Origin of the sequence: Chryseobacterium camelliae, from assembly GCF_002770595.1 — a bacterium.
Lineage (GTDB): Bacteria > Bacteroidota > Bacteroidia > Flavobacteriales > Weeksellaceae > Chryseobacterium > Chryseobacterium camelliae.
In genome coordinates this window covers 2,170,301-2,191,095 of the sequence record NZ_CP022986.1, presented here as the reverse complement: position 1 = coordinate 2,191,095, position 20,795 = coordinate 2,170,301, and the positions used below count along the sequence as shown (strand labels likewise).

The 20,795-nt window shown below is 35.0% G+C and carries 19 protein-coding genes and 1 other RNA gene; 9 read left to right on the top strand and 11 right to left on the bottom strand.

Annotated elements, in window-relative coordinates; translation table 11 throughout:
• Positions 1-10 precede the first annotated feature (10 nt).
• Positions 11-250: an acyl carrier protein gene (locus CGB83_RS10060; RefSeq protein WP_100075678.1), complete on the bottom strand. Its 240-nt coding sequence runs from the start codon at positions 248-250 to the stop codon at positions 11-13.
• Between the two features lie 367 nt (positions 251-617).
• On the opposite strand from CGB83_RS10060, the gene CGB83_RS10055 reads away from it, so the two are divergent.
• The 4 genes from CGB83_RS10055 to CGB83_RS10040 all read left to right on the top strand — a co-directional run bounded on the left by CGB83_RS10055 (position 618) and on the right by CGB83_RS10040 (position 3,879).
• Complete coding sequence (locus CGB83_RS10055) at positions 618-1,118, top strand: thermonuclease family protein (RefSeq protein ID WP_100075677.1); 501 nt, start codon at positions 618-620, stop codon at positions 1,116-1,118.
• Positions 1,119-1,276: 158 nt separating this feature from the next.
• Positions 1,277-2,020: a hypothetical protein gene (locus tag CGB83_RS10050; protein ID WP_100075676.1), complete on the top strand. Its 744-nt coding sequence runs from the start codon at positions 1,277-1,279 to the stop codon at positions 2,018-2,020.
• Positions 2,021-2,083: 63 nt separating this feature from the next.
• A complete protein-coding gene (locus tag CGB83_RS10045; protein WP_100075675.1) occupies positions 2,084-3,115 on the top strand; it encodes a sensor histidine kinase in 1,032 nt (343 codons plus the stop codon).
• Positions 3,112-3,879, top strand: coding sequence for a LytR/AlgR family response regulator transcription factor (locus CGB83_RS10040; RefSeq protein ID WP_100075674.1), 768 nt, complete (start codon positions 3,112-3,114; stop codon positions 3,877-3,879). The genes CGB83_RS10045 and CGB83_RS10040 overlap by 4 nt, the downstream gene beginning before the upstream one ends.
• Before the next feature lie 66 nt (positions 3,880-3,945).
• Here CGB83_RS10040 and CGB83_RS10035 read toward each other — a convergent pair whose 3' ends face one another.
• Positions 3,946-5,529 carry a hypothetical protein gene (locus CGB83_RS10035; RefSeq protein ID WP_100075673.1) on the bottom strand — a complete coding sequence of 528 codons (1,584 nt, stop codon included), beginning with the start codon at positions 5,527-5,529 and terminating at the stop codon, positions 3,946-3,948.
• Positions 5,530-5,666: 137 nt separating this feature from the next.
• On the opposite strand from CGB83_RS10035, the gene CGB83_RS10030 reads away from it, so the two are divergent.
• Positions 5,667-6,080 (top strand): helix-turn-helix domain-containing protein, encoded by a 414-nt coding sequence (locus tag CGB83_RS10030; RefSeq protein WP_100075672.1) that lies wholly within the window; start codon positions 5,667-5,669, stop codon positions 6,078-6,080.
• 176 nt (positions 6,081-6,256) lie between these two features.
• A complete protein-coding gene (locus CGB83_RS10025) occupies positions 6,257-6,688 on the top strand; it encodes a hypothetical protein (RefSeq protein WP_100075671.1) in 432 nt (143 codons plus the stop codon).
• A gap of 23 nt (positions 6,689-6,711) precedes the next feature.
• Here CGB83_RS10025 and CGB83_RS10020 read toward each other — a convergent pair whose 3' ends face one another.
• Positions 6,712-9,594 (bottom strand): KAP family P-loop NTPase fold protein, encoded by a 2,883-nt coding sequence (locus tag CGB83_RS10020; RefSeq protein ID WP_100075670.1) that lies wholly within the window; start codon positions 9,592-9,594, stop codon positions 6,712-6,714.
• A gap of 666 nt (positions 9,595-10,260) precedes the next feature.
• Here CGB83_RS10020 and CGB83_RS10010 point away from each other — a divergent pair.
• Complete coding sequence (locus CGB83_RS10010) at positions 10,261-10,647, top strand: hypothetical protein (RefSeq protein WP_100075668.1); 387 nt, start codon at positions 10,261-10,263, stop codon at positions 10,645-10,647.
• Between the two features lie 472 nt (positions 10,648-11,119).
• The gene (locus CGB83_RS10005) at positions 11,120-11,872 is read left to right on the top strand and encodes an NYN domain-containing protein (RefSeq protein WP_100075667.1); all 753 of its coding nucleotides are present in this window, start codon (positions 11,120-11,122) and stop codon (positions 11,870-11,872) included.
• Positions 11,873-11,993: 121 nt separating this feature from the next.
• On the opposite strand, the gene CGB83_RS10000 is transcribed toward CGB83_RS10005, so the two are convergent.
• The 8 genes from CGB83_RS10000 to ssrA form a co-directional block, all read right to left on the bottom strand.
• Positions 11,994-12,914 (bottom strand): hypothetical protein, encoded by a 921-nt coding sequence (locus tag CGB83_RS10000; protein ID WP_100075666.1) that lies wholly within the window; start codon positions 12,912-12,914, stop codon positions 11,994-11,996.
• Positions 12,914-13,465, bottom strand: a complete 552-nt coding sequence (locus CGB83_RS09995; protein WP_100075665.1) for a DUF6932 family protein — start codon at positions 13,463-13,465, stop codon at positions 12,914-12,916. The genes CGB83_RS10000 and CGB83_RS09995 overlap by 1 nt, the downstream gene beginning before the upstream one ends.
• A 429-nt stretch (positions 13,466-13,894) precedes the next feature.
• Positions 13,895-14,716, bottom strand: a complete 822-nt coding sequence (locus CGB83_RS09990; protein ID WP_100075664.1) for a GLPGLI family protein — start codon at positions 14,714-14,716, stop codon at positions 13,895-13,897.
• A 423-nt stretch (positions 14,717-15,139) separates the two neighbouring features.
• On the bottom strand, positions 15,140-15,607 hold the full coding sequence (locus tag CGB83_RS09985) for a hypothetical protein (protein ID WP_100075663.1): 468 nt from the start codon (positions 15,605-15,607) through the stop codon (positions 15,140-15,142).
• A gap of 14 nt (positions 15,608-15,621) precedes the next feature.
• Positions 15,622-17,658: a hypothetical protein gene (locus CGB83_RS09980; protein ID WP_100075662.1), complete on the bottom strand. Its 2,037-nt coding sequence runs from the start codon at positions 17,656-17,658 to the stop codon at positions 15,622-15,624.
• A 266-nt stretch (positions 17,659-17,924) separates the two neighbouring features.
• Entirely contained in the window at positions 17,925-18,794 is an 870-nt protein-coding gene (locus tag CGB83_RS09975; protein ID WP_100075661.1) for an SDR family oxidoreductase, read from the bottom strand.
• Positions 18,795-18,864: 70 nt separating this feature from the next.
• Positions 18,865-19,677: an AraC family transcriptional regulator gene (locus CGB83_RS09970; protein ID WP_100075660.1), complete on the bottom strand. Its 813-nt coding sequence runs from the start codon at positions 19,675-19,677 to the stop codon at positions 18,865-18,867.
• A 233-nt stretch (positions 19,678-19,910) separates the two neighbouring features.
• Positions 19,911-20,312, bottom strand: a transfer-messenger RNA (tmRNA) gene (gene ssrA / locus CGB83_RS09965).
• Positions 20,313-20,595: 283 nt separating this feature from the next.
• Here ssrA and rpsU point away from each other — a divergent pair.
• Positions 20,596-20,793, top strand: a complete 198-nt coding sequence (gene rpsU, locus CGB83_RS09960) for a 30S ribosomal protein S21 (protein ID WP_100075659.1) — start codon at positions 20,596-20,598, stop codon at positions 20,791-20,793.
• Positions 20,794-20,795: the final 2 nt, after the last annotated feature.

The following is a 20,795-nucleotide window of genomic DNA, read 5'->3' as shown; positions in this document are numbered from 1 at the left end:
TTGAAGAATATTATTTATTTACTACTTCCTCAATGTAAGCAATAGCATGTCCTACAGTAGTAATTTTTTCAGCCTGATCATCAGGGATTTGGATGTTGAATTCTTTTTCGAATTCCATGATCAATTCAACTGTATCTAATGAATCAGCTCCTAAATCATTGGTGAAGCTAGCTTCAGGAGTTACTTCTTTTTCTTCAACGTCAAGCTTATCAGCGATGATAGCTTTTACTCTTGATGCAATGTCTGACATAGTAAATATTTTTTTAATTGTTAGATGGTGCAAATATATAAAATTCTTTACGATAAAACATTTTTTTGCTCTTTTTTGTGGTGTTAGTATGGTACTTTCGTAGAGATTGGATTTAGTTTTTTCGTTTTCAGAGGTTTATATTTCGGCACCTGAAATGTTGTTTAATGTTCTCTTACCAAAGCAATAAGTTTACCAGATGGATATATCGGGCTGTGTTTGTGCATAATTTTACAGGCTGAAGTGATGCCGCCAACCCAAATACTGTATCTTTGCAGGCTCAAAATCCCGGAGTCACGGCGCCTTTACCGGCATTCCTGGCTTCCGGATTGTGTAGGCTAAAATAATCCTGAATGTATAATTGATGCTGATGAAAACAATGCTCTCTGCCGTTGCCCTTTTGATATCCGTTCTGGTATGCTCCCAGGCCCGTGGAAAAGTAATAAAAATCAAGGACGGGGATACCGTGGTCGTCCTGCTCTCCGACAATACCCAGCAGACGTTGCGACTGGCCGAGGTGGATTGTCCCGAAGACAGCCAGGCCTTTGGGAAAGCGGCCAGGCAGTTTACGGCCGGCCAGGTTTTCGGGAAAACGGTTACCTTTTACAAAGTAGGGAATGACCGGTACGGAAGAGGAGTCGCGGGTATTTTTTATGACCAGGATAAATACCTGTCCCGGGAAATTGTCAGGGCTGGGTTCGGCTGGTGGTATTTCAAGGCTTCCAAAAATACGGAACTCCAGAAGCTCCAGGATGAGGCAAAGCAGAAAAAGCTGGGCCTTTGGGCTGATAAGAATGCGGTGTCGCCATGGGAGTTCAGGAAGGCAAAGAAAACGAAGAAATCAAATGCAGCGGATAAGGCCAAGAAATAAATAAGACTGTAAGTTGAGGAATTGAGTACGGATTATGATGTTTTTTAATTTCATTTTTCCTGCGTTCACCGGTTTTATTCCTGAGCTGAATGTTTTGCTGTTCTTTAATGATAAGCAGGATCATACTTTTGCTTCATTAATCTTTTAAATCAAGAGAAATGAACAGAGAATTGGTATTCTTAAGGACTTTTGCAGCGGCTAGTGCCTGCGGGATGATCTTTATTTTCGCATCGGCATTTAAAACAAGCGGGAATCAGAAATTCGGTGAAATTGACGTGGAACGGATCAATATCGTAGAAAATGATGGTACCGTAAAAATGATCCTGACCAACGTAGGCCGCTTTCCGAATGGAAAGAATAAAATCAACGGGCTCGCCGTTAATGAAGACCGGAAAAAACGTTCGGGCATGCTGTTCTTTAATGAAGATGGCATAGAATGCGGAGGTTTTATTTACGATGGGAAAAAGAATAAGAACGGCCACGAATCCGGGCTTTCGCTGACGTATGATCAGTACGATGGCGACCAGGTGATGCAGCTGCTGACGCAGGATGTCGGTAAAGGAGACCAGAGGTTTGTCGGCTCTACGCTGGCTTTCAATGACCGTCCGGCTAAGGAATCACAGGAAAAAACTTCGGAAATCATTAATGAACTGAAGGAGATCGGTAAAAAAGATCCTGAAGCGGCAAAACGGAAGTTTAAGGAATATGAAGCAAAGGGCATGATGGGCGGCGTTCCCCGCGTAGTGCTGGGAAAAACGAGAAGCCTGAATAACGGACTGTTCCTCTTTGATGACAAAGGATTACCGAAAGCTATGTTCTACGTGGATAAAAACAACCAGGCAAAACTGGATTTTTACGATGACAACGGGAAAGTCATGGCATCGTTTCCTGAAAAGAAATAAAAAACATCAACAACAGGCCTGTGAATCCACAGGCTATTTTGTACCTTATGATCCTGAAAACCGATGAAAAGTATCATACAAAAAGCGTATCGGAACAGGTACTTCCTGTTGTTTATCCTGACCTTTGCTTATGTACAGTCCATCTATACGCGCATGATGGTCTGGCAGGAAATCAACGCCTATATTTTTACACCCGAAGCGGCGCTTATGACACTGCTGAATGCAGGCCTCCTGTTCTGGGTCATGCTGTATTTCATCGGGAAATGGAACGGTTCCGGTGTGCTGGGCAGAAAAGTTCTGCTGAAAATATTCGGGACATCATTAGTAACATATATGGTATCCATGAAGGTGATAGGATTGGTGATTGCCTTTGCCTTCGATACGGTGGAACGCAATTTCAACCGGCAGGCATTTACCTACGCGCTGTTTTCCGATTTCCTGGACGGGATCATCTACGGCGGATTTTTCCTGGCCTATTATTACTACCGGCATAATAAGGAACAATACCGGAAACTGCTCATCTACAATGAAGTACTGGCGAAAAGCAAAATCAGCCAGCTCAAAAACCAGCTCAACCCGCATTTCCTGTTCAACAACCTCAACGTCCTGGACCAGCTGATTGAAGAAGATAAAGAACTTGCCTCCGGTTTCCTGAATGAATTTGCCGATATGTATCGGTATGTCCTGAAGGTTTCGGAAAAGGAACTGGTCACCATTGATGAAGAAGCTGATTTTGCCCGTCAGTATTTCAGCCTGATCCGGTACCGTTACGGAGATGCCTATCAGCTTACTTTTAACATGGATAACAGCAATGGGTATATAGTTCCTTTGACGTTGCAGCTCCTGATCGAAAATGCCGTCCAGCATAACCTGGGAACGGAAGAAAATCCTGTGGTGATTGCCATAGAGATTAACGAGTATATTTTAGTTTCAAACAATATAAACCTGAAAAGGAATGCCAAAGCCGTATCCGGACTGGCGCTTAAAAACCTGGACGAACAGTACCGGATTTTGATTCAGAAACCTGTTGAAATCAACAGTTCAGATAACCTATTTTCTATACATATTCCTATTATCCATTCACAAAAGCCATGATCAAGATACTCATCATAGAAGACGAAATACCGGCCAGGAAAAAGCTGAAACGATTTATTGACGGATTAGGCCTCGCTACTGAAGTGATCGCAGAGCTCGATACGGTGCAATCTGCCATTGCATTCCTGGACAACCACCAGCCTGACCTTATCTTTTCAGACATCGAACTGCTGGACGGGAATGCTTTTGAAATCTATGCCGAAGTTCCTGTGTCCTGTCCTGTTATCTTCACCACGGCGTATGACCATTTCTGGATGGAGGCCTTCGACAGCAACGGGATTGCCTATCTCCTGAAACCGTTTTCCCAGGAACGTTTCCGGAAAGCCTGGGATAAATATATTCTGCTGACGCAATCACCGCCAAAACAAAAAACAGCCATAGATGACCTGGCCCACCTGATCAGGCAGAATTTATCCGGGCAGCAGTATAAAAAGCGTTTCGCGATCAGCAGTACTCAGGGGACGTATTTCCTGGAAACCGGGCAGGTTACCTACTTTGAAGCTGATGAGGGAATTGTTTTTGCCCATGATAAAACAGGTAAGAAGCACCTGCTGTCCGCCTCCACCTTAAAGGAGATCGAAGAACAGCTGAACCCGGCAGATTTTTTCCGGATCAACCGGAGTGAAATCGTTCATAAAATCTATGTGGAAAAAATACAGCGCTACAATAAAAATATCCTGGCCCTACAGCTGACAGGATCTGAAAACCATCTTAAAACCAGCCAGAACACAACGGCTGCATTCCGGGAATGGGTGGAGCAGTGAAACCTAAGGTTCTTTCATCAACAAAATCTCCAGGTATAAAATCTGTTCTCCGGAACCAGAAAGGCTTTACTTTTTACAACGTTCCTCCAGCAGTTCCGCAAAGGCCTGCACCAGCTCATCTATGATCTCAAGGATGTCCTCATTCAGGAGATAGGCATCTCTGTGTAGGTTTTCGGAGGGATTGAGGAAGCTAAAGAAATCGAACGGCAGCTTTTCGATGAGGTAACCCAAGGTTTTTATTTTGGGTTCGGTGTATTCGCAGAGTTTCCAGAGGATGCGGATGTTGACCCTGTTCGGTCGGTAATGGAGCGTGGCATAAATGAATACCGAACAGGCGCGGTAGAAAATGCCGCTTAAGATCAGTCCGGTTCCTTGATGAGAATCCGGTCTTTCCACAGAACGCACCAAACGGTATTTTTTATGGAGCCCGCAAAAATGATGGTAGTCAAGGTCGATATCCAAACCTGCGTCCTGTTCTCCGGTATGCCAGTGGATAACGGAAGGGATTTCTGCGGTATAGATTGCCTTTTCCGGAATCATGATGGTGCGGAAAAACGACTGGCATTCCCAAAGGGAGTCCTGGATCCACGCTGCTGAATGAGCAATGGGAACAACCGCATAGGTTCCGCCGGTCTTCTGAGCAACAATCTGCATGATCTCAAACAGGTCCTGGTTGCTGATCTTTTTGCTGATCAGCAGCAGGTATAGCACTTGGGTCTTTTGTCCGGCAGCATGAACTTCTTCCTTATGGAACAGGAAAATTTCTTCGATGCAGAAATGGCGGGTCAGGATACTGATCACCGGTTCGTAAGGCGAAACAGCTTTGTTCTCAGTCAGGATCTGCGGTGTTATGGACCGATGCTTGAATGCCTTTTTCATTTCCCGGAATGTTGTTGTAACCAGGCTGTAGAGTTGGCGCTCTGTTTCGGCAATAGCTTCCTTGAATTCGTCTTTCAGGCACATAGGATCCTGCTGCCGGTCTGCTTTGGCAACGCTGAGGAGCGCATCGGTAATAAAATATGTGGTGCCGGTCTTTTTCAGCATCAGACTCCTGATCTGTGGGAGGAGTGGCTCCAGCCTGAGGAACCGCTGATCCAGGCTGTCCTGATAGAAATACGTGCCCAGATGGAGGAATTCCAGGTAGAACAGGTGATGCTGGAAAAGGCTGGTATACAGATGATAAGCCATCGCCAAGGAATGGCTGTTGTCTGCTTTACTGATTTCTGTGCTGAGCAGGTCGTGGGTGTGGTAATACGCTTCCCTGAACTGCCTGAACTTTTTCAATTGCCTGCCAGGTTCCGGCGCTGAGAATTCATGGCCTTCCGCAGTATGGATCAGGGTGGAGGCATTGCAATGCCGGAGGGTAAACAGGCTTCCGAGCCTGAGGTGCTTTCTGACATCCAGTCCTGCCAGCAGGATGACGTGGGTTTTGCATTGGTGCAGTGCTTTGCGGATCCATTTGCCCCGGTACACTCCGTCCGGAAGGTGAGAGCTGCTGAGGTGGATGATCAGAAGGTGCTTCTGAGCGGTCTGCGAATAGCTCAGGAATACATGCTGCACGGCGGTTCTGCCGGCAAAAGAAGCCAGGAGTTCCGACAGCTTTTCAGAATGCGGATGGCGTTCTGGAATAAGGATCTGTGTGTTCATCATCTTGATTTTTACTGCAAATTGAGCCGAAAAATCAACGTAGCCAACCAAGGTTTGATGTACCGAACTATAACAGAATGTAAAATATAGTCTTGGCAGAATCTCGTATAATGTATATCTTTGATTTCAAATCTCAACCTATGACAGCTACAGCAAAGAAACATATCGGGAGAAACATCGCAAGAATCCGGGAAATGCGCGGCATGAAGCAGGAAACCCTGGCCGAAATTTTGGGCGTCAGCCAGCAGAAAGTATCCCTGCTGGAAAATGCCGAAGAACTGGAAGACCACAAACTGGAACCCATCGCCAAAGCCCTGGAAATCCCGTTGGAAGCGCTGAAGAATTTTTCGGATGATGCCGTTTTCAATATCATTTCCAATACTTTTAATGAACACAGCTCAAACAATAACAATTACCAATGTTCGATAAATCCTATTGATAAGTTGATAGATGTTTATGAAGAAAATAAGAAGCTGTATGAGCGGCTGCTGGAAACGGAGAAGGAGAAGAGTAGGGTGATTGAGGAGCTGGTGAGGAAGGTGATTAAAGATTGAAAGTGAAATTTTATAATTGAAGGCTGTCTTTTTGGGCAGCTTTTATTTTGATTAGATGGTGATTGATATTTTTCTTAATGACTGATCTTGAATCTTAAGAGCTGCTTCTTTACAGAATAGGTTCTGAGGTTAAAATAAGGGTTCTGACCAATCTGATCCTAAAATACACCATAAAAATGACAAAAAAAGGCAGAAAGCCAAAAATACAACTCCGTAGTTTAAGGTTATTTTATTACCTGATATTGCTGTATCTAAACTTTTCATGCCAGATCGATCCTGAAAAGGTTTATGGAAAATATGTACCTGATTCATATAAAAACACATACGATACGATTACAATAGAAACAAACGGTTCTTATAAAAGAGTTATTTATGACAAAACAGGTAAAAAATTACTCGACTATGAATCAAAATATAAGCTCAATGCTAATTCAATAAAATTTGATGATTTTTATCTGAACCTTGATAAAGATTTAAAGATGTTTCCTGAAGATGTTGAAGATATTGATATGACATATACAAGCAGCTTTGAGCGAAATGGAAATGATATTTTTCTTTGTTTCGGGTATTATGAAGGGGAAAATTGTTATAGAAAATTGAATAATTAGAAAATGGATTGTGACTATTACAGCTACGTGAAAGGCTCGATACGTTTTCTTAATAAATCCGTGAATTCAATATATTTTCGTAATTCATCTTCTGAAAAATTGCTTTCTGAATCAATATTATCAATAGATTCAAAAAACTTTAAAAAATTATTTAATCCAACTTTTATAAAATCATTGATTTTTAAATCATCAGCACTGAAACTTCCTTTTTTCATTATTTCTTCAACTTGATTATCTACTTTTCTTTTTTCCTCATCAGAATCTATAAAAATTGATGCAAAATACCTAAGATCAATAATAGAAACAAGGTATTGTGGCTCGCCAGTTAAAAAAATAGTCTTAAAATTTATTTTTAAATAATTAATTAATTTTTCTGTAATTTCATTATAATAATACCTAAAATGAAAATAGGTAAAATACTTCTCTACACACCATACAATCTTGCCATTTACATCAGTTAACGAAACTTTTTCTTTAAGATACTCGCCTATAAGTTCTATCAATTTATCCTTAGTGTAATTATGGTCAATGAATTTTAACTCATTTGCTTTTTTAGTATTATTATCTTTATTATCTTTATTTTCTTTGATTCTATTTCTAAAAAACTCATTAAAATTGTCAATTCCACCTAAATGGGCTATATGATATTCTTTAGGCTCTGTAGAATAATGAAAGTTTAATTTGAGTAATAATTCTCCAAAATTATTTTTTATATCTATAAATATTTCTTTATTAGCAATTTCTTCAAATTTATCATTAAACTTATCTTCTCCATAATTTACGAAAGCTAACATTTCCATTTCAGAAATGTCTTGAAAATAATCTGTATTTATTAATCTGATTGCTTGTATATATTCTTGCTCTGATTGTAAATTCTCTTCTTTTAAGATAAATGCTTTGACATCATTCAGTAAATAAGTTTCCTCTGGAGTATTTTTGATTTTTTCTTCTATCAAGTTTTTAAGTTTATTGTCTTTATGGGCTTTTAACAAGTCAGAATATGAAAAAGAATCATTAAATATATTGTTATTTATATAAATTGGAAAATAACGCTTTTGCCTTATTCCTTTCCCACTAACTAGATAATTGTCTTTACTATCTGGGAACAATTTTAATAGGATAGTATAAATAGTATTTTCATCTATTTTATCAGTGGTATTATTTAAGTTATTTAATTTTTCTAAAGATTTCTCCTTAAACTTTAGCACTACGTTCCCATCTAGCCAATAATTTATATTTCTATCTTCAAAATTAATTCTCATCCAATCATATTTAAATAACAACAAATGGAAAAGAATATAATCATACAATTCAATATTTTCAACATTTCTTAAAATTCTAAAATTAGCTACTAAATAATTAAAAAACCGTTTTACATCTCTGCGAGAATTAAAAAATATTGATGTTAATAAAGGTATTTGAACTGGTAGAGAATCTTCTGTGGCTTTATCTGTCAGGTTAATTTCGTTTTGAAACCAGAATTCAGAAGTATTTAAAATATTACCATCGTCAGAATAGAGGATCGTTTCTAATGCTTCTATTACTCTTTCATTAATACTTATATTTTGAGGTAATTGAGGTGAAGTATTTAATTTAACTAAATCAGTATTTCTAATTAAATCTTTAAAATAAATGAACAAACCTGTTTCATTTATTTTAGGTAAACTAATTTCAATGTTAAAAATTTTATCTAAATAATTACTTTCTAATTCTCCCTTCTGAATAATATATTGCTTATCTACACCACATATAAAAATTATATTTTTGAAATTGGCAACATTTCTCAAAATTCTAATAGTTTCAAGAATTTCTGATTTATTAAGCCTATCCAAATCATCTACAAATACGACGATTTGGCGATTTAATTTTGATAAGATATTTTCAATCTTATTATAATAATCTTCAATACTTGCATTGTCTCCTATTAAATCATCTGTGAATGTTTTTAATAATCTTACTTGCTTTTGATATAATATAGTAAATAATTTCCCTACGTATTTATTAATAACAAGTTCTGCATTTCCATCAAATGCTGATAATTCTTTTTTTAATTGTCCAAAAAAATTATTTATTATTGTTTTTTCATCTTGATGTTGCCAAGTATTAAACCAAAAAATAATTGGCGGAATTATCTGTTTATTTTCATAGCCTAGCTTATATTCTAATCTTTTAAGAAAACTTGTTTTTCCATATCCCCATTTAGCATTGATTGCAATTATAAATGCTTGATTTGGCTTGAAGTCCTTTATAGTACTAATTAATTCATTAGCAACTGAATCAAGTTCATTATTTTCTTTCCCATCTTTTGGAGTATCTTCTAAAAATATGTTATCCGAAATAATTTTAGTTACATTTAACCATTGATTAATCTTATTTTTTGTTCTATAATAGAACTGAAAATCGCCAAAGAAATTTCTTATAAATAAGAGAAATGTTAAGAAAAATGTTAGTAAAATTATATCAACATAAAATATGCTATCATTATAATTTATTAAAAGGAAGTCATTTCTAAACGCAATAAAATAAACTACAGCAATACCTAAAACCCAAAAATAAAAATATTTTGACAGTCTATAATTGATGATTATCAACCAGAAGAATCTTAATATTATAAAAATAGTTAGAATATAAAAAATAGGATTAAACCAAATATTGCCAACTTCTTTTTCCCCTAAAAATGAATATTTAAAAATGAGATTAGTTATTTTATCCTGAAAAATTAATCCCGCAATAATTAGAATAAACCATAAAAATAATAGTTTTGAATTTGATTTAAACCAATTTATCACATTGTTACTGCAAAGCTTAATCAGGTTAGTAAATCCTTCAAAAAGAAATTCAATTTTTTTTTCTACTCTATTATAACACTGTATAGCTCTATCTTGTAACTTAGGATTATTAGTCATTTTTTTATCTTTTCTATATTAAACAATTCTTAGAAAACTTTGTGATGCTTTACCTATTGGCAAAACCTTGAAGCATTAAGCACAAACTTTTTATCTCAGGTTCTACATTTATAGTTCCTTCAATAAATGCACTTTTTATGACATTAGATTGAATTTGTTGAAAAATGCATTCACTATATATAAGCAGGTCTCTGCCACTAATTTTTTTTCTTTTTTTAAATTTAAATATTGCCTGTCAGTTTTTATTATAGAGTTTTAATATGATTTTCAATTTCTTTTGATAGAATTTCATAATCAGAATAATCCCCCTCGCTGGTGCGAGCGTCACGCTCGTGCACATTATTTCACGCTTATATTTATTAGATATAATAATAGGTATCCAAATCAATGAAAGATGCTCAAAGGCGTTAGCTTTTATTTTGGCACGAGCGAGACGCTCGCGCCAGCAGACGGGGGAACTTCTCTGTTTAGGTAAACTTCTCCGTTTTATCATAATCAATTAAATATAAGCTATTTTTTTCATTTTATTCATTGTATAATTAGTTTGAATATATATGCAATATAATTAATTAGTAAACAGTAATATCCGGTTCTTTATTGATTTTTTAACTATAATTAGATCGATATCTAAATTTGTATTATATTCAACTTATAAATTAAATAATCATGCAAATACAAAAACTAAAATTTACAAAGGGTGATATTTTCTGGAATGCCAAAAAAAACCAGCATCCCATTATATTCTTAGAATGGATTGATGAACCTGAAACTTTTAAAGCTTGTATTATTAGCAAGGAGAATATAGCTGGAAATATTAAAATGGAAGATAATCACTTTTTTATTAAAGATAGCTTTGGGAGGGATTTTGCAATAGTAAATAAACCTTCTTATCTAATTTCAGATTATTCTTTTAAAAAAGAAGCTGAGTGGTTGAAAGCCCCTATTAGATCTGGAAAATTAACTGATAAAGGAATAAAATTTGTTGAGGATAATCTAACATTAGTCAATCTTACCTACTCAAATGAGCATATAAGTATTATCGCTAAATCTTAATTTAATCAATAGTTCCATTTGAAAAAGTGAATTAATATTTAATCTGCAACACCTGCAAAAACATTTTTGCAAGTATCTAATTAATTATTTTTTTTTTAATAAATCTGTATCGATTTTTTAGGACTATTTATTGCTAATTCAACAAACTCTTCTTTACATCTTTATTATAATATTTTCACATATATGAAACAATGTAATTCCTAGAATGTTTCTATTGCTTTTCAGCAAGAGATTGTATGAGTATGGATTATTATATACATAATCTCTAAATAATATAATTGTCAAAATCAACTTAATAGGTATAAATACTTAATCAGAATAGTGATTTTTTGTGTAGTATTGTAAAATTATCATACTTAAATATGACATGTTAAAGATGATGGATATACGCCAAAGGTGTGGATAAAGAATCTAATCGTAATTTAGATGTCTACTGAAAAATAACTATACTACGAATTGAAAGAAGTACAAAATGAAAGATTTAGACAACTTAAAAAAAATTGCTATAATGATAGATGCAGATAATGCTCAATATTCAAAATTAAGCGATATAATCTCAGAAATTTCAGCTCACGGACATATTGTTGTTAAGCGTGCATATGGTGATTGGTCTCACGAAACTCTAAAAAACTGGAAAACAATACTTAATGAACTCGCGATTCAACCTATGCAGCAATTTGCTTATACCGTAGGAAAAAATTCAACAGATGCATCAATGATTATTGATACTATGGATCTACTATATACGAATAAGTATGATGCTTTTGTTCTTGTTTCAAGTGATAGTGATTTCACCAAATTAGCATCCCGTTTACGTGAATCAGAAATATTTGTTATTGGTGTAGGAGAAAAGAAAACACCAATTTCATTCAGGAATGCTTGTGATGATTTTATTTTCGTTGAAAATATTGGCATACAAAAATTAGAGGAAACAATTGCTGTAGTTCCCAAAGAAGCACATAAAACGAAAATAAAAGTAGATGATAGCGAGGAATTAAAAGACCTACTTACTACAGCTTGGGATTTGTACAAAGATGATGATGGGTGGGCTAATATTTCCTCAACAGGAACTTATATTAAAAGGTTAAAACCTGATTTCGACCCAAGAACTTATAATGCAACTAAGCTACCTGAGATTCTGGAAAGAATGAATAAAACTTTTGAAATGAAAAAATATCCAGGCAAAGGAACCGTCCAAATAATTGCATATAGACCTTTAAAATAAAAACTATTTATTTGAATTAGTTAATACTTAATCTGACAGTTATTTAATTTATTCATAACTGTCAGATTAAGTATTAACCTAAACTAAATATAGAATAAAAGAAATTAAAGGTTCTGCTAATTTAAATCGCCGTAATCTCTAACAATTCATAATCGATTCTTTCGCTAAATGTTTTGAATTTCGTCTTATAAACTCGCAAATGAATTGTACAATATTTATTTAAAAATTTTGTATCATATTCAATCAATTGTTCTTCATCTAGGTCATGACTTATTGATCCTGAAATTTGTTGTCCCTCATCATCAAGAATATCGAATCTATTCGAATCTAAAAGTACACCACGAAAAGTACCGGTAATAAAAATTTCATTATCTTCTTTAAGTGCAAAAGATACTCTACTTGCTGCCTTATCGATTTTTTCCTTTGATAATTCAATATGTAAATTTCCACTATCCATCTTTAGAATAGATCTTTCATTTGAAACTTCTTGTAAAAATCTTTTAAGATTATTGAGATTCCTTTTTGGAGTTGTTTCGATTGTATTTTCAAACAATTGGTCACTCTCGGTAGTATTTGCAATCAAAATTATTACATCTTTCATAGCTTCAGAAGTATCTACCATATCATACAAGTCTTCCTCATCAAAATCTAATCTTGATAGTTCAATCCCAAAAGACCCTTTTGGTAAAGCAGTTAAGAATAATTCGGCATTAGAACTTTTCCTTGCTCTTCCACGTCTTCCAACTTTTCCATATTTATTATATGCTAACTGAGTCTTTACCAAACCTTCGAGTGGTGGCATTATCTTACTTAAAAAAGTAGATTTAATACCTTGTGATCCTAAAACGGCATCACCACTAAAGAGAAATTGGAGAGATGGTTCAAATGATTCTAATGGAATCAATTTTAGTTCTTCCTCTATCATTTCTATTCTTTCTCTTAGCCCTTCAGACATCAATGGATGATCACCAACTTTTTCTAATAATCGGTTTAAGTCGATTATCTGCGTCTTTAAAAATTGAATTCTATTATGTAAGCTCATCAGAGTGACTTTAAGTAGTTTAATGCATTTTCATCATCTTTCAAACTATTTAAAGGGACTTTTAACATTCCCTTCCAAATTCCATTCCTCTTGTGAGTAAACAACTGTAACCAGTATCTTGTCTGTTCTATAGTAACGTCAGGATCAAAACTAAAGTCGATGGCATAATGATCAACTAAGAATTTATCTCTTGCCATCTTAGGGCTGAAGAATTCTGGAAAATACTTCTTTGCCATAAATTGATCAGTCAGTGTTAGTCCACCATAAAAGGTAATTACGTCTAAATCATTTGGATTTCGACCTTCAGATTCTTCAATGTTTTCTAAAAAACTTCCATCTAACCATTGAAAGCCAACCTTAACACCACTATTAATGGTCCTATTTCGAAAGTCTAAAAATTTTTGTAAAATCTCAATTCTTTTTCTTGAAGTACTGAATTTTTGACATAATTCAAGTGTTGTACACTCAAAAGGAGAAACATCGCTTCTGTTTGACGGATCTCCCAAATGTGGTGGTATTACATTATTATGATCAAAATTAGGAATTGGCATAACTGATTTTAAGGTTATTTGTTTTTATCAAATATAGAGATAATCCTTATAATTACATAATGAATAATTATGACCAAAGTATTTATGACAAAATATAATATCTGGTTGTTATCACAACATGATATTTAATGAGATGTTACAATGAAATTAACCATTAAAAAACCTTCTATATTTTGATATAAAGAATTTTAGATTTTAAAAAATTTCATTAAAGTGGAGTTGGAGGTTTGAACCCTTGTCCAACCCTCGCTGGCGCGAGCGTCACGCTCGTGCACATTATTTTACGCTCATATTTATCTGATCTAATAATAGGTGTCCAAATAAATGAAAGATGCTCAAAAGCGTTAGCCTTTATTTTTGGCACGAGCATGATGCTCGCGCCAGCAGGGGGATTTCAAAATCAATAAAAATAGATTACAGATTATATTATTAATTGGTTTTAAAATCTACTTTATAATTTAACTCTATGGGATTATTTTTACTCCTAATATTTTTTCTGATAGACTCTTTTACATCTCTGTGGTTTGCTTCGGAAAGATTTCCGGAAGCATCCTCATTTAAAATATCTCCTTTTTTAAGCGTAGATAAAGGATTGTTATAAAAATCGGTCTGTATTTTCTGGAAATCCTCCCAAGAAATCAACTTCTGATATTTTGCCGGATATAATTCTTTCCATTTGAAATCTTTGATTTGTACCAATTCAAAATCATAATCTCCCTGATCATCTGTTATTTTTATGATTAATCCAGGTAAGCCATTAAAAATATATGGCCCATCGGAAATTGGAACTTCGGAGGTGAACCATGCATTCCAGATCCTTCCGCCATAAGATCCTTCTGCCTTTTGACAAAGATATTTTCCAATTGTTTGTTTTTCCGGTAATATTTTCCATTCAAGCTTTTCATTTATTTTTATAGCAAAGGTTGAATAGGCTATAGGAATGAAAACATACTTTAAAACAGTATTTTCTTTGGCGTCCTTTTTCACATACAGTTGCTTATTATTAAATTCAGTATCAAACCCATTAGGGTATCCTCTTTTAACCGCTAATGAATCTGATTTCCGGAACATTGCAGAACGAAACAATGATACGTCTTTATCTCTATCCAGATAATACGTAATGGTATCAAGTCTTATGCTGTCAGTATGGGGCTTGTATTTTAACTCATATATAAAGCTTGATTTTTGCCCTAAAAGATGGCACGATATCATCACAAATAAAAGCAAATGGTTTTTTATATTTCTAATCATCTTTGAATGTATATATTGATGATAAACTTAATTAATTTTATTCACAATACAGATAAAAAGTTCAGTTAGAGTTTAGCTGCATTTTTATAGATTCTATTTTGGGTGTTCAATCTTCTATTGTCTTGTAGATTATTGTATTGTGCCTCCTTCGCTGAGGGCACGTCACGCTCATATTTATTAGATATAATAGTAGGTATCCAAATCAATGAAAGATGCTCAAAAGCGTTAGCTTTTATTTTGGCACTAGCGAGATGCTCGCGCCAGCAGGGGAAACCTATTAGTGTAAATGACCTAGCCTTAAAAACAGAAAAACAATATTAACCTAATACTTGTTATATCTCAAAATTAAATAGGATGTTAACTGCTGCTTTAAGAAATAAAAATAGACTGTCTTTAAGACAGCCTTTTTTATATTTGAGTAATTTATACTTTTTGCAATTCTTCTAATATTTTATTCATTACTTCTTGAGTGGTTAAGTATAAAATATCATTATTAGTATCATTGTAATTCTCATTTTTATCTTGAACTAACAATTTTGTCATATCTGGAACTTGATCCTTAAATTTCAAACGAATACATCCTCCATAACCTTTTGGGATAATTCCTATATTATCATTCTTTTTTAATGAGACAAAATCTATTTCACAATCTATTTTTTGATAATTTTTAGGTTCTTTTCTGTTATAAATAACATTGTATTTTGTTCCTAAAATTATATCATTATCATTGCTGTAATTCTCCACATATATAGAAGAATTTCTATCTATAGGATTTAATTCATATTTAGAAATATCATTGTTAGAATACATTCTATGAAATGCAAGGAATGGATATTTATTAATAAAATCTTCACGAATATTGTCGTATAAATTATTTGTAATTGCTGCCATATTAATTTAAGTTTTTATTTAATCGCTTTTTTATAAAATTCTAATGCTTCTTTTGGGGTTAATTTTTTTGTGTTTTCTAACAAAAATAAACTATTTGGAAATCCATCTTTGGTGATTTTAGCAGGAATATCTAATCCATACAATTCATTTAATAATTTCCTTGCATTTTCAATAGCAACTTCTTTAATAGCAAAATTAGATAAGTTTTCTGGTGAAGTGTTGACAATGACTTCCAATTCTAAATCAAATCTGTACTGATTTGCTGATTGTAAATTTAAACCTTTTAAATCGTTTGGTACATACACCTGCAAAACTCCTTTTGTTCCTGGCTTAGATGAGGATTCTATCCCGAAGATCACTGCTCTAATCGGGTCTGTAGAAGTTGAAGCTCCATATTCTATTGAATTAATATTTCCTGTAAAGAGTTCTCCATTTACACTTCTTGTTGTTCCTCTGAAAAGTGCTTGTATTCCTACTTTCTCCAAATCTTCTGCCATTACATTCTGATCTACTTTTCCTAAGAATTCTATGAGTTCTTCTACAGTTTTTATTTTTCTACCACTTAAAATCCTTGATAAAATAGCTGTACCTCTTGCAATTCCAGCTCCTACTTCTGGTAGCAGCCCTGAAGCAATGTTATTAAGAATTATCCAAAATTCTTCGTCTATTTTGTTATTAGTAAAATATTCGGCAACAAAGCATGGGATATAGGTAACCTCTCCTTCATTTAAAACTAGTTTCATTGGAACAAATGGCAATTGTAGCTCATGTGGGCCAATTTCTTTCTCATTATATGGCATTATGATAGAAGCATCATCATATCCAAATAGAGCAGTACCTATTTTATATTTTCTCTCTTTTTCTAAATAATAAGCAAAACCAGTATATCTTATATATGGATCATTAACTCCATCAGAAGGTTTATATTTTTCATAGTCAAGATCAAATTTCCAAGCCTGCTCAAGTTCTTTATTCGTCCAGTTTTTTAAACCAATTCTTGAAAAAGCTACTATTAATTCTTCAATATATCTATTGCTGACTTTTTCAAAAACTTTGCGGACAGAGTTAGGATTATGGTTAATTTGATTGAACCACCAATTTGCATTTTTTACACCTTTCAGCAGATTAATGACTGAACGGTTTTCATTAGTATCAGATGTATCAATAGCTTTTTCAGAAAGAGAAACAAAATCTTTCCAAAGCATTTCATCGGTAAGAGTTTCTAAAACAAAATCAGGAATATTTTCATATAAACCGTCAATAATATCAGGATTGCCTTTGGCGGTTGCAAAGAAATATTGATAATATCTAATTATCGATTTTTTTACTGACTCTGCATTAGAATTTCCTTTAACAATTCTTAAAAACTCTACAAATGTGTCAACGTTTGATGTAAATAATTTAATAGCTATATATTCATCATTTAACTTAAAGTCGGCAGGATTAGATGTTTGTTTAGTTTCTGTATCTTGAAATTTTTTATCTTCTCCGTCTTTATAGATAAAGTTAAGATTATATATTACTTTGTAGTTGTCAAAATAAATCCCAAAATTGTAAAAGTTACTCAATACATTCTTTCTGGTATTCAGTTTGGATAAATCGAAAATAGCCTGTATTTCTGTATCATTCTTTTTATATACAAAGGGTTTGTTATTTTTAATCCTACTGAATACAGGAGTGCCAAATGAAGATGAGCCAGCATAAATGGTTTTATCTTCCAATAAATACTTTTCTGGCTCAAACAAGAAGTTATTTATTAGTCCTAACTTTTCTTTTAAATCTTTTGCAAGAAGTTCATAGTTGATCCCGCCGATATAAAAATCTTTAGATAATGCATCATAGTCTTCCGGAGTAGGTTTATAAAAGGTGCTCTTTTTTCCAAAAGGTGTACTTAATGCATATTCATTGGAGATTTCATCAAATGTTTTATTGGTTCTTATCCCTTCAAAAGGGTCTATTCCTTTCCCTAATATTCCATTGTTTAAATCATCTATGGAAACGACTTTGAACTCCGAGAGGCCATCGCTCCATTCATCATCAAATTGTTTCATAAGTTTTATTTATTATTAATATTCTTTTTAAATATTCCTAAAAACAAAACTAAATTCCAGTAACGTCAAAGGTTGACGTATTATAATTTTATTTTAAATTAATTTGATAACTCATATAATCAATAATTAATCATTGCATATCAATACATTCTATAATAAATATGCTAAGTCATAACAGAGAAAACAAAAAGAGAAAATGCAAACTGCATTTTCTCTTTTTGTTCAGTGGAGTAGTGGGATTCAAACCCTCGCCTGAACAATGCCATTTATTTCAGAAAGGCATTTTTATAATCCCTGAAAAAGTCGTTTATGGTCCGGGCGGGTTGATGCAACACGGTTTCCACATCTGTGCTTACTGCTGCCGTTTTGCCGTCCCGTTGCAATTGGGTATAAGCCAGCAAGGTATTGATGATCCACTCAGGTTTGCCTTGTTGCTGCATCCGCTGCCGGAGCTCTTCTATGCTCAGGGAAACAAAGGAAACGTTTTGGTTGGTTATGCGGCTGATGGTTTCTGCTACTTCACCGTAATTAACCGCTGTTCCACCTGTTAAAAAATAGGAATGGCCGGCATGCGGCTCCGGCTGCAAGAGTATACGGAACGCTACTTCCGCAATATCCCGGATATCCACATACGCACGCTTACCCTCGCCGGTAGCGTCATAGATTTTACCTTCCGTTTTCACGGAATGTGCCAGTTCTCCCAGCCAGTTCTGCATCATCCCTGTTGGGCGGAGAAGTGTATGGGCAATACCCACATTCCTGAGTATTTCTTCTACTTCGCCGTGTACCCTTGCAATTAAAAAGGGAGAATCTTTGTCTGCCGCTGCTGACGACAGCTTTATGATATGCTTTACGCCCAGCTCCCGGGCCACGGAAATGACGTTGGATTGTTCTTCCAAAAAACCCGGACTGTGACCCGACAAAAGGAAGACGGAGTCGGTATTTTCCATGGTTTTGTGCAGGCTTTCCCGGGAAGACATATCTGCCTGTACCCATTGTACACAAGGCAGCCGGATGGCTTTGTCGGGGTTACGGCTTACGGCAATGGTTTCAATGCCTGCCGCTGATAAAAGGGCCATCAGTTCCGAACCTATTTTTCCTGTGGCACCGAATACGGTAATTTTCTTGTTCTGCATTTTTTAATCTTTAATGACAGGGCCAAAGGTATCGGGCTGGAAAAACGGAAAATAGAACAAAACCGACAGGCTAAAGTTTCCATTCCGGGAAATTGAGTTCCTGCTCATTTGCGCAGGCTAAAAACTGTTTTGGCGTAGCACCTGTAAATTCCCTGAACTCACGAATGAAATGAGACTGGTCTGCGTAGGAATGCTGGTAAGCAATTTCCGTCAAAGAATTGAATGTCCGGCTACGAACACCGTCAAGAGCAGCCTGAAAGCGGCAGATCCGGAAAAATAATTTGGGTGAAATACCGATATCCGTTTTAAAAATCCTTTCCAAAGAACGTTCCGACAGGTTTAAATCTGACTGGATTGCAGCTAGTCCATCATCGTTATCCGTATTTATTTTGGCAACGGCATACGAAGACTTCCTGTTTTCAGGATATTTATTCTTTTCAATTTGACGGAAAAGAAAGTCAGACAGGATGGCAATTCTCTTATCCGTTTCATCCTCATTTAAAAGCTGGTCCGCCAGGTCATTTTTAATAACCTCATTTAAATCAAGATAACGATCTGTCAGTTCATGGGCATCAATGCCGAAAATGGCTTTTATGGCAGTCGGCTGGAAGTAAACACCTATATTACGGTATTTTCCTGTGGCTGTTTTTTGCGAGTTGGATGATGTTAAACCGTGTATAAAAAGCTGTGGCAGCTTATTTCCGTTGTTATCTAAAAAACTATTGGTATTTTCCTGGAAAATTAGTCCCGGACAACCGTCAGCAATTATTTTAAAAGCCTTTGTTTCACCGCACGGAATATCATCCTCCAGCATTCCGAAATGACGGATGTAAGGCTGAAGCCCTGCTATCGGTTGTATATGTTGATCCCTTGGGTTAAGCATTTTACGGGGTTTTATTTCAGGTGTGTACAAAATCCTGATTTAGCGGGAATTTAAGTTTGATTAAAATGTAAAAGTAGTGATTTTGAGGGTGTGATGTGTGTTGTTTTTTAGTAAGTATCCGGAAGGTTAATACCGCAGTAGTTTCTTGATTTGGTTACGAGCGAGATGCTCGCGGTAAGAGAGTAATCTCAGAAACAAAAAGAGAAAATGCAAATTACATTTTCTCTTTTTTTTAGTGGAGTTGGAGGGATTCGAACCCTCGTCCAAACAAGCAATACATAAGATTTCTACATGCTTATTCTGCTATTGGTTTTCGACTGGAGGCAGAGAGCAGACACCCAACTTCCAGCTTATCTTCTAAGGTTTTCGAGCTTTAGCCGAAGCATCTAAAGCCTTATTCCTGCATTCCTATATCCCAGAATCAAACGCCGCAGAACAGGGCTTTTGTGGGACATCTTGCTTCCCTACTGAAATCTTCGGGAAAACGCTTGATCTACTATACTTCGATATTAAGCTGCAAGAGCGAACTCTTCGTTGCCAGTTAAAATTTTGTAGCAAGGGATTATAGAGATCGCGCTACGGTTCTCTGCATGCTTACTTACCCATTGACCTTGCTGTCGAAACCAGTCAACCCCATGAATAAAGTGATTACAAAGATACGGAATTTTGTTTAAATAGCGTTCATATGGATGATGGCTTTTAGAATAGACGATCGGAAGCATTTAAATAGGTGTGATAATGTAAAACTTATATTCAACATTTTTATAAAGGATATATTGTTCTGAAATAGCTTTATCAAAAGGTTTTTTTACCTTATATGCATTAAGTTGCCTACAACAGAATGTGTTTTTTCTTTCACATAATTTGGCCATGATATAAAAAAGCATTATTTTTGCAGTCCAAAATGAGATGTAAACTATGTTAATAATTCCTGTAAAAGATGGTGAATCCATCGATAGAGCATTAAAGAAATATAAAAGAAAATTTGACAAAACCGGAACTGTTCGTCAGCTAAGAGCAAGACAGCAATTTGTTAAACCTTCTGTAACTTTGAGACAAGCCAGATTAAAGGCGGCTCACAAACAAAGAGAGCTTAGCAAAGAGGAGCAGGCTTAAGA

Excerpts from the sequence above, each read along its gene's own strand:
- CGB83_RS10025 (WP_100075671.1), top strand. The coding sequence starts at position 6,257 with ATGACAAAAAAAGGCAGAAAGCCAAAAATACAACTCCGTAGTTTAAGG.
- CGB83_RS09990 (WP_100075664.1), bottom strand. The coding sequence starts at position 14,716 with ATGATTAGAAATATAAAAAACCATTTGCTTTTATTTGTGATGATATCG.
- CGB83_RS10010 (WP_100075668.1), top strand. The coding sequence starts at position 10,261 with ATGCAAATACAAAAACTAAAATTTACAAAGGGTGATATTTTCTGGAAT.
- CGB83_RS10060 (WP_100075678.1), bottom strand. The coding sequence starts at position 250 with ATGTCAGACATTGCATCAAGAGTAAAAGCTATCATCGCTGATAAGCTT.
- CGB83_RS10040 (WP_100075674.1), top strand. The coding sequence starts at position 3,112 with ATGATCAAGATACTCATCATAGAAGACGAAATACCGGCCAGGAAAAAG.
- CGB83_RS10020 (WP_100075670.1), bottom strand. The coding sequence starts at position 9,594 with ATGACTAATAATCCTAAGTTACAAGATAGAGCTATACAGTGTTATAAT.
- CGB83_RS09985 (WP_100075663.1), bottom strand. The coding sequence starts at position 15,607 with ATGGCAGCAATTACAAATAATTTATACGACAATATTCGTGAAGATTTT.
- CGB83_RS10035 (WP_100075673.1), bottom strand. The coding sequence starts at position 5,529 with ATGATGAACACACAGATCCTTATTCCAGAACGCCATCCGCATTCTGAA.
- CGB83_RS09995 (WP_100075665.1), bottom strand. The coding sequence starts at position 13,465 with ATGCCAATTCCTAATTTTGATCATAATAATGTAATACCACCACATTTG.
- CGB83_RS10050 (WP_100075676.1), top strand. The coding sequence starts at position 1,277 with ATGAACAGAGAATTGGTATTCTTAAGGACTTTTGCAGCGGCTAGTGCC.
- rpsU (WP_100075659.1), top strand. The coding sequence starts at position 20,596 with ATGTTAATAATTCCTGTAAAAGATGGTGAATCCATCGATAGAGCATTA.
- CGB83_RS10045 (WP_100075675.1), top strand. The coding sequence starts at position 2,084 with ATGAAAAGTATCATACAAAAAGCGTATCGGAACAGGTACTTCCTGTTG.
- CGB83_RS10000 (WP_100075666.1), bottom strand. The coding sequence starts at position 12,914 with ATGAGCTTACATAATAGAATTCAATTTTTAAAGACGCAGATAATCGAC.
- CGB83_RS10030 (WP_100075672.1), top strand. The coding sequence starts at position 5,667 with ATGACAGCTACAGCAAAGAAACATATCGGGAGAAACATCGCAAGAATC.
- CGB83_RS09980 (WP_100075662.1), bottom strand. The coding sequence starts at position 17,658 with ATGAAACAATTTGATGATGAATGGAGCGATGGCCTCTCGGAGTTCAAA.
- CGB83_RS10055 (WP_100075677.1), top strand. The coding sequence starts at position 618 with ATGAAAACAATGCTCTCTGCCGTTGCCCTTTTGATATCCGTTCTGGTA.
- CGB83_RS09975 (WP_100075661.1), bottom strand. The coding sequence starts at position 18,794 with ATGCAGAACAAGAAAATTACCGTATTCGGTGCCACAGGAAAAATAGGT.
- CGB83_RS10005 (WP_100075667.1), top strand. The coding sequence starts at position 11,120 with ATGAAAGATTTAGACAACTTAAAAAAAATTGCTATAATGATAGATGCA.
- CGB83_RS09970 (WP_100075660.1), bottom strand. The coding sequence starts at position 19,677 with ATGCTTAACCCAAGGGATCAACATATACAACCGATAGCAGGGCTTCAG.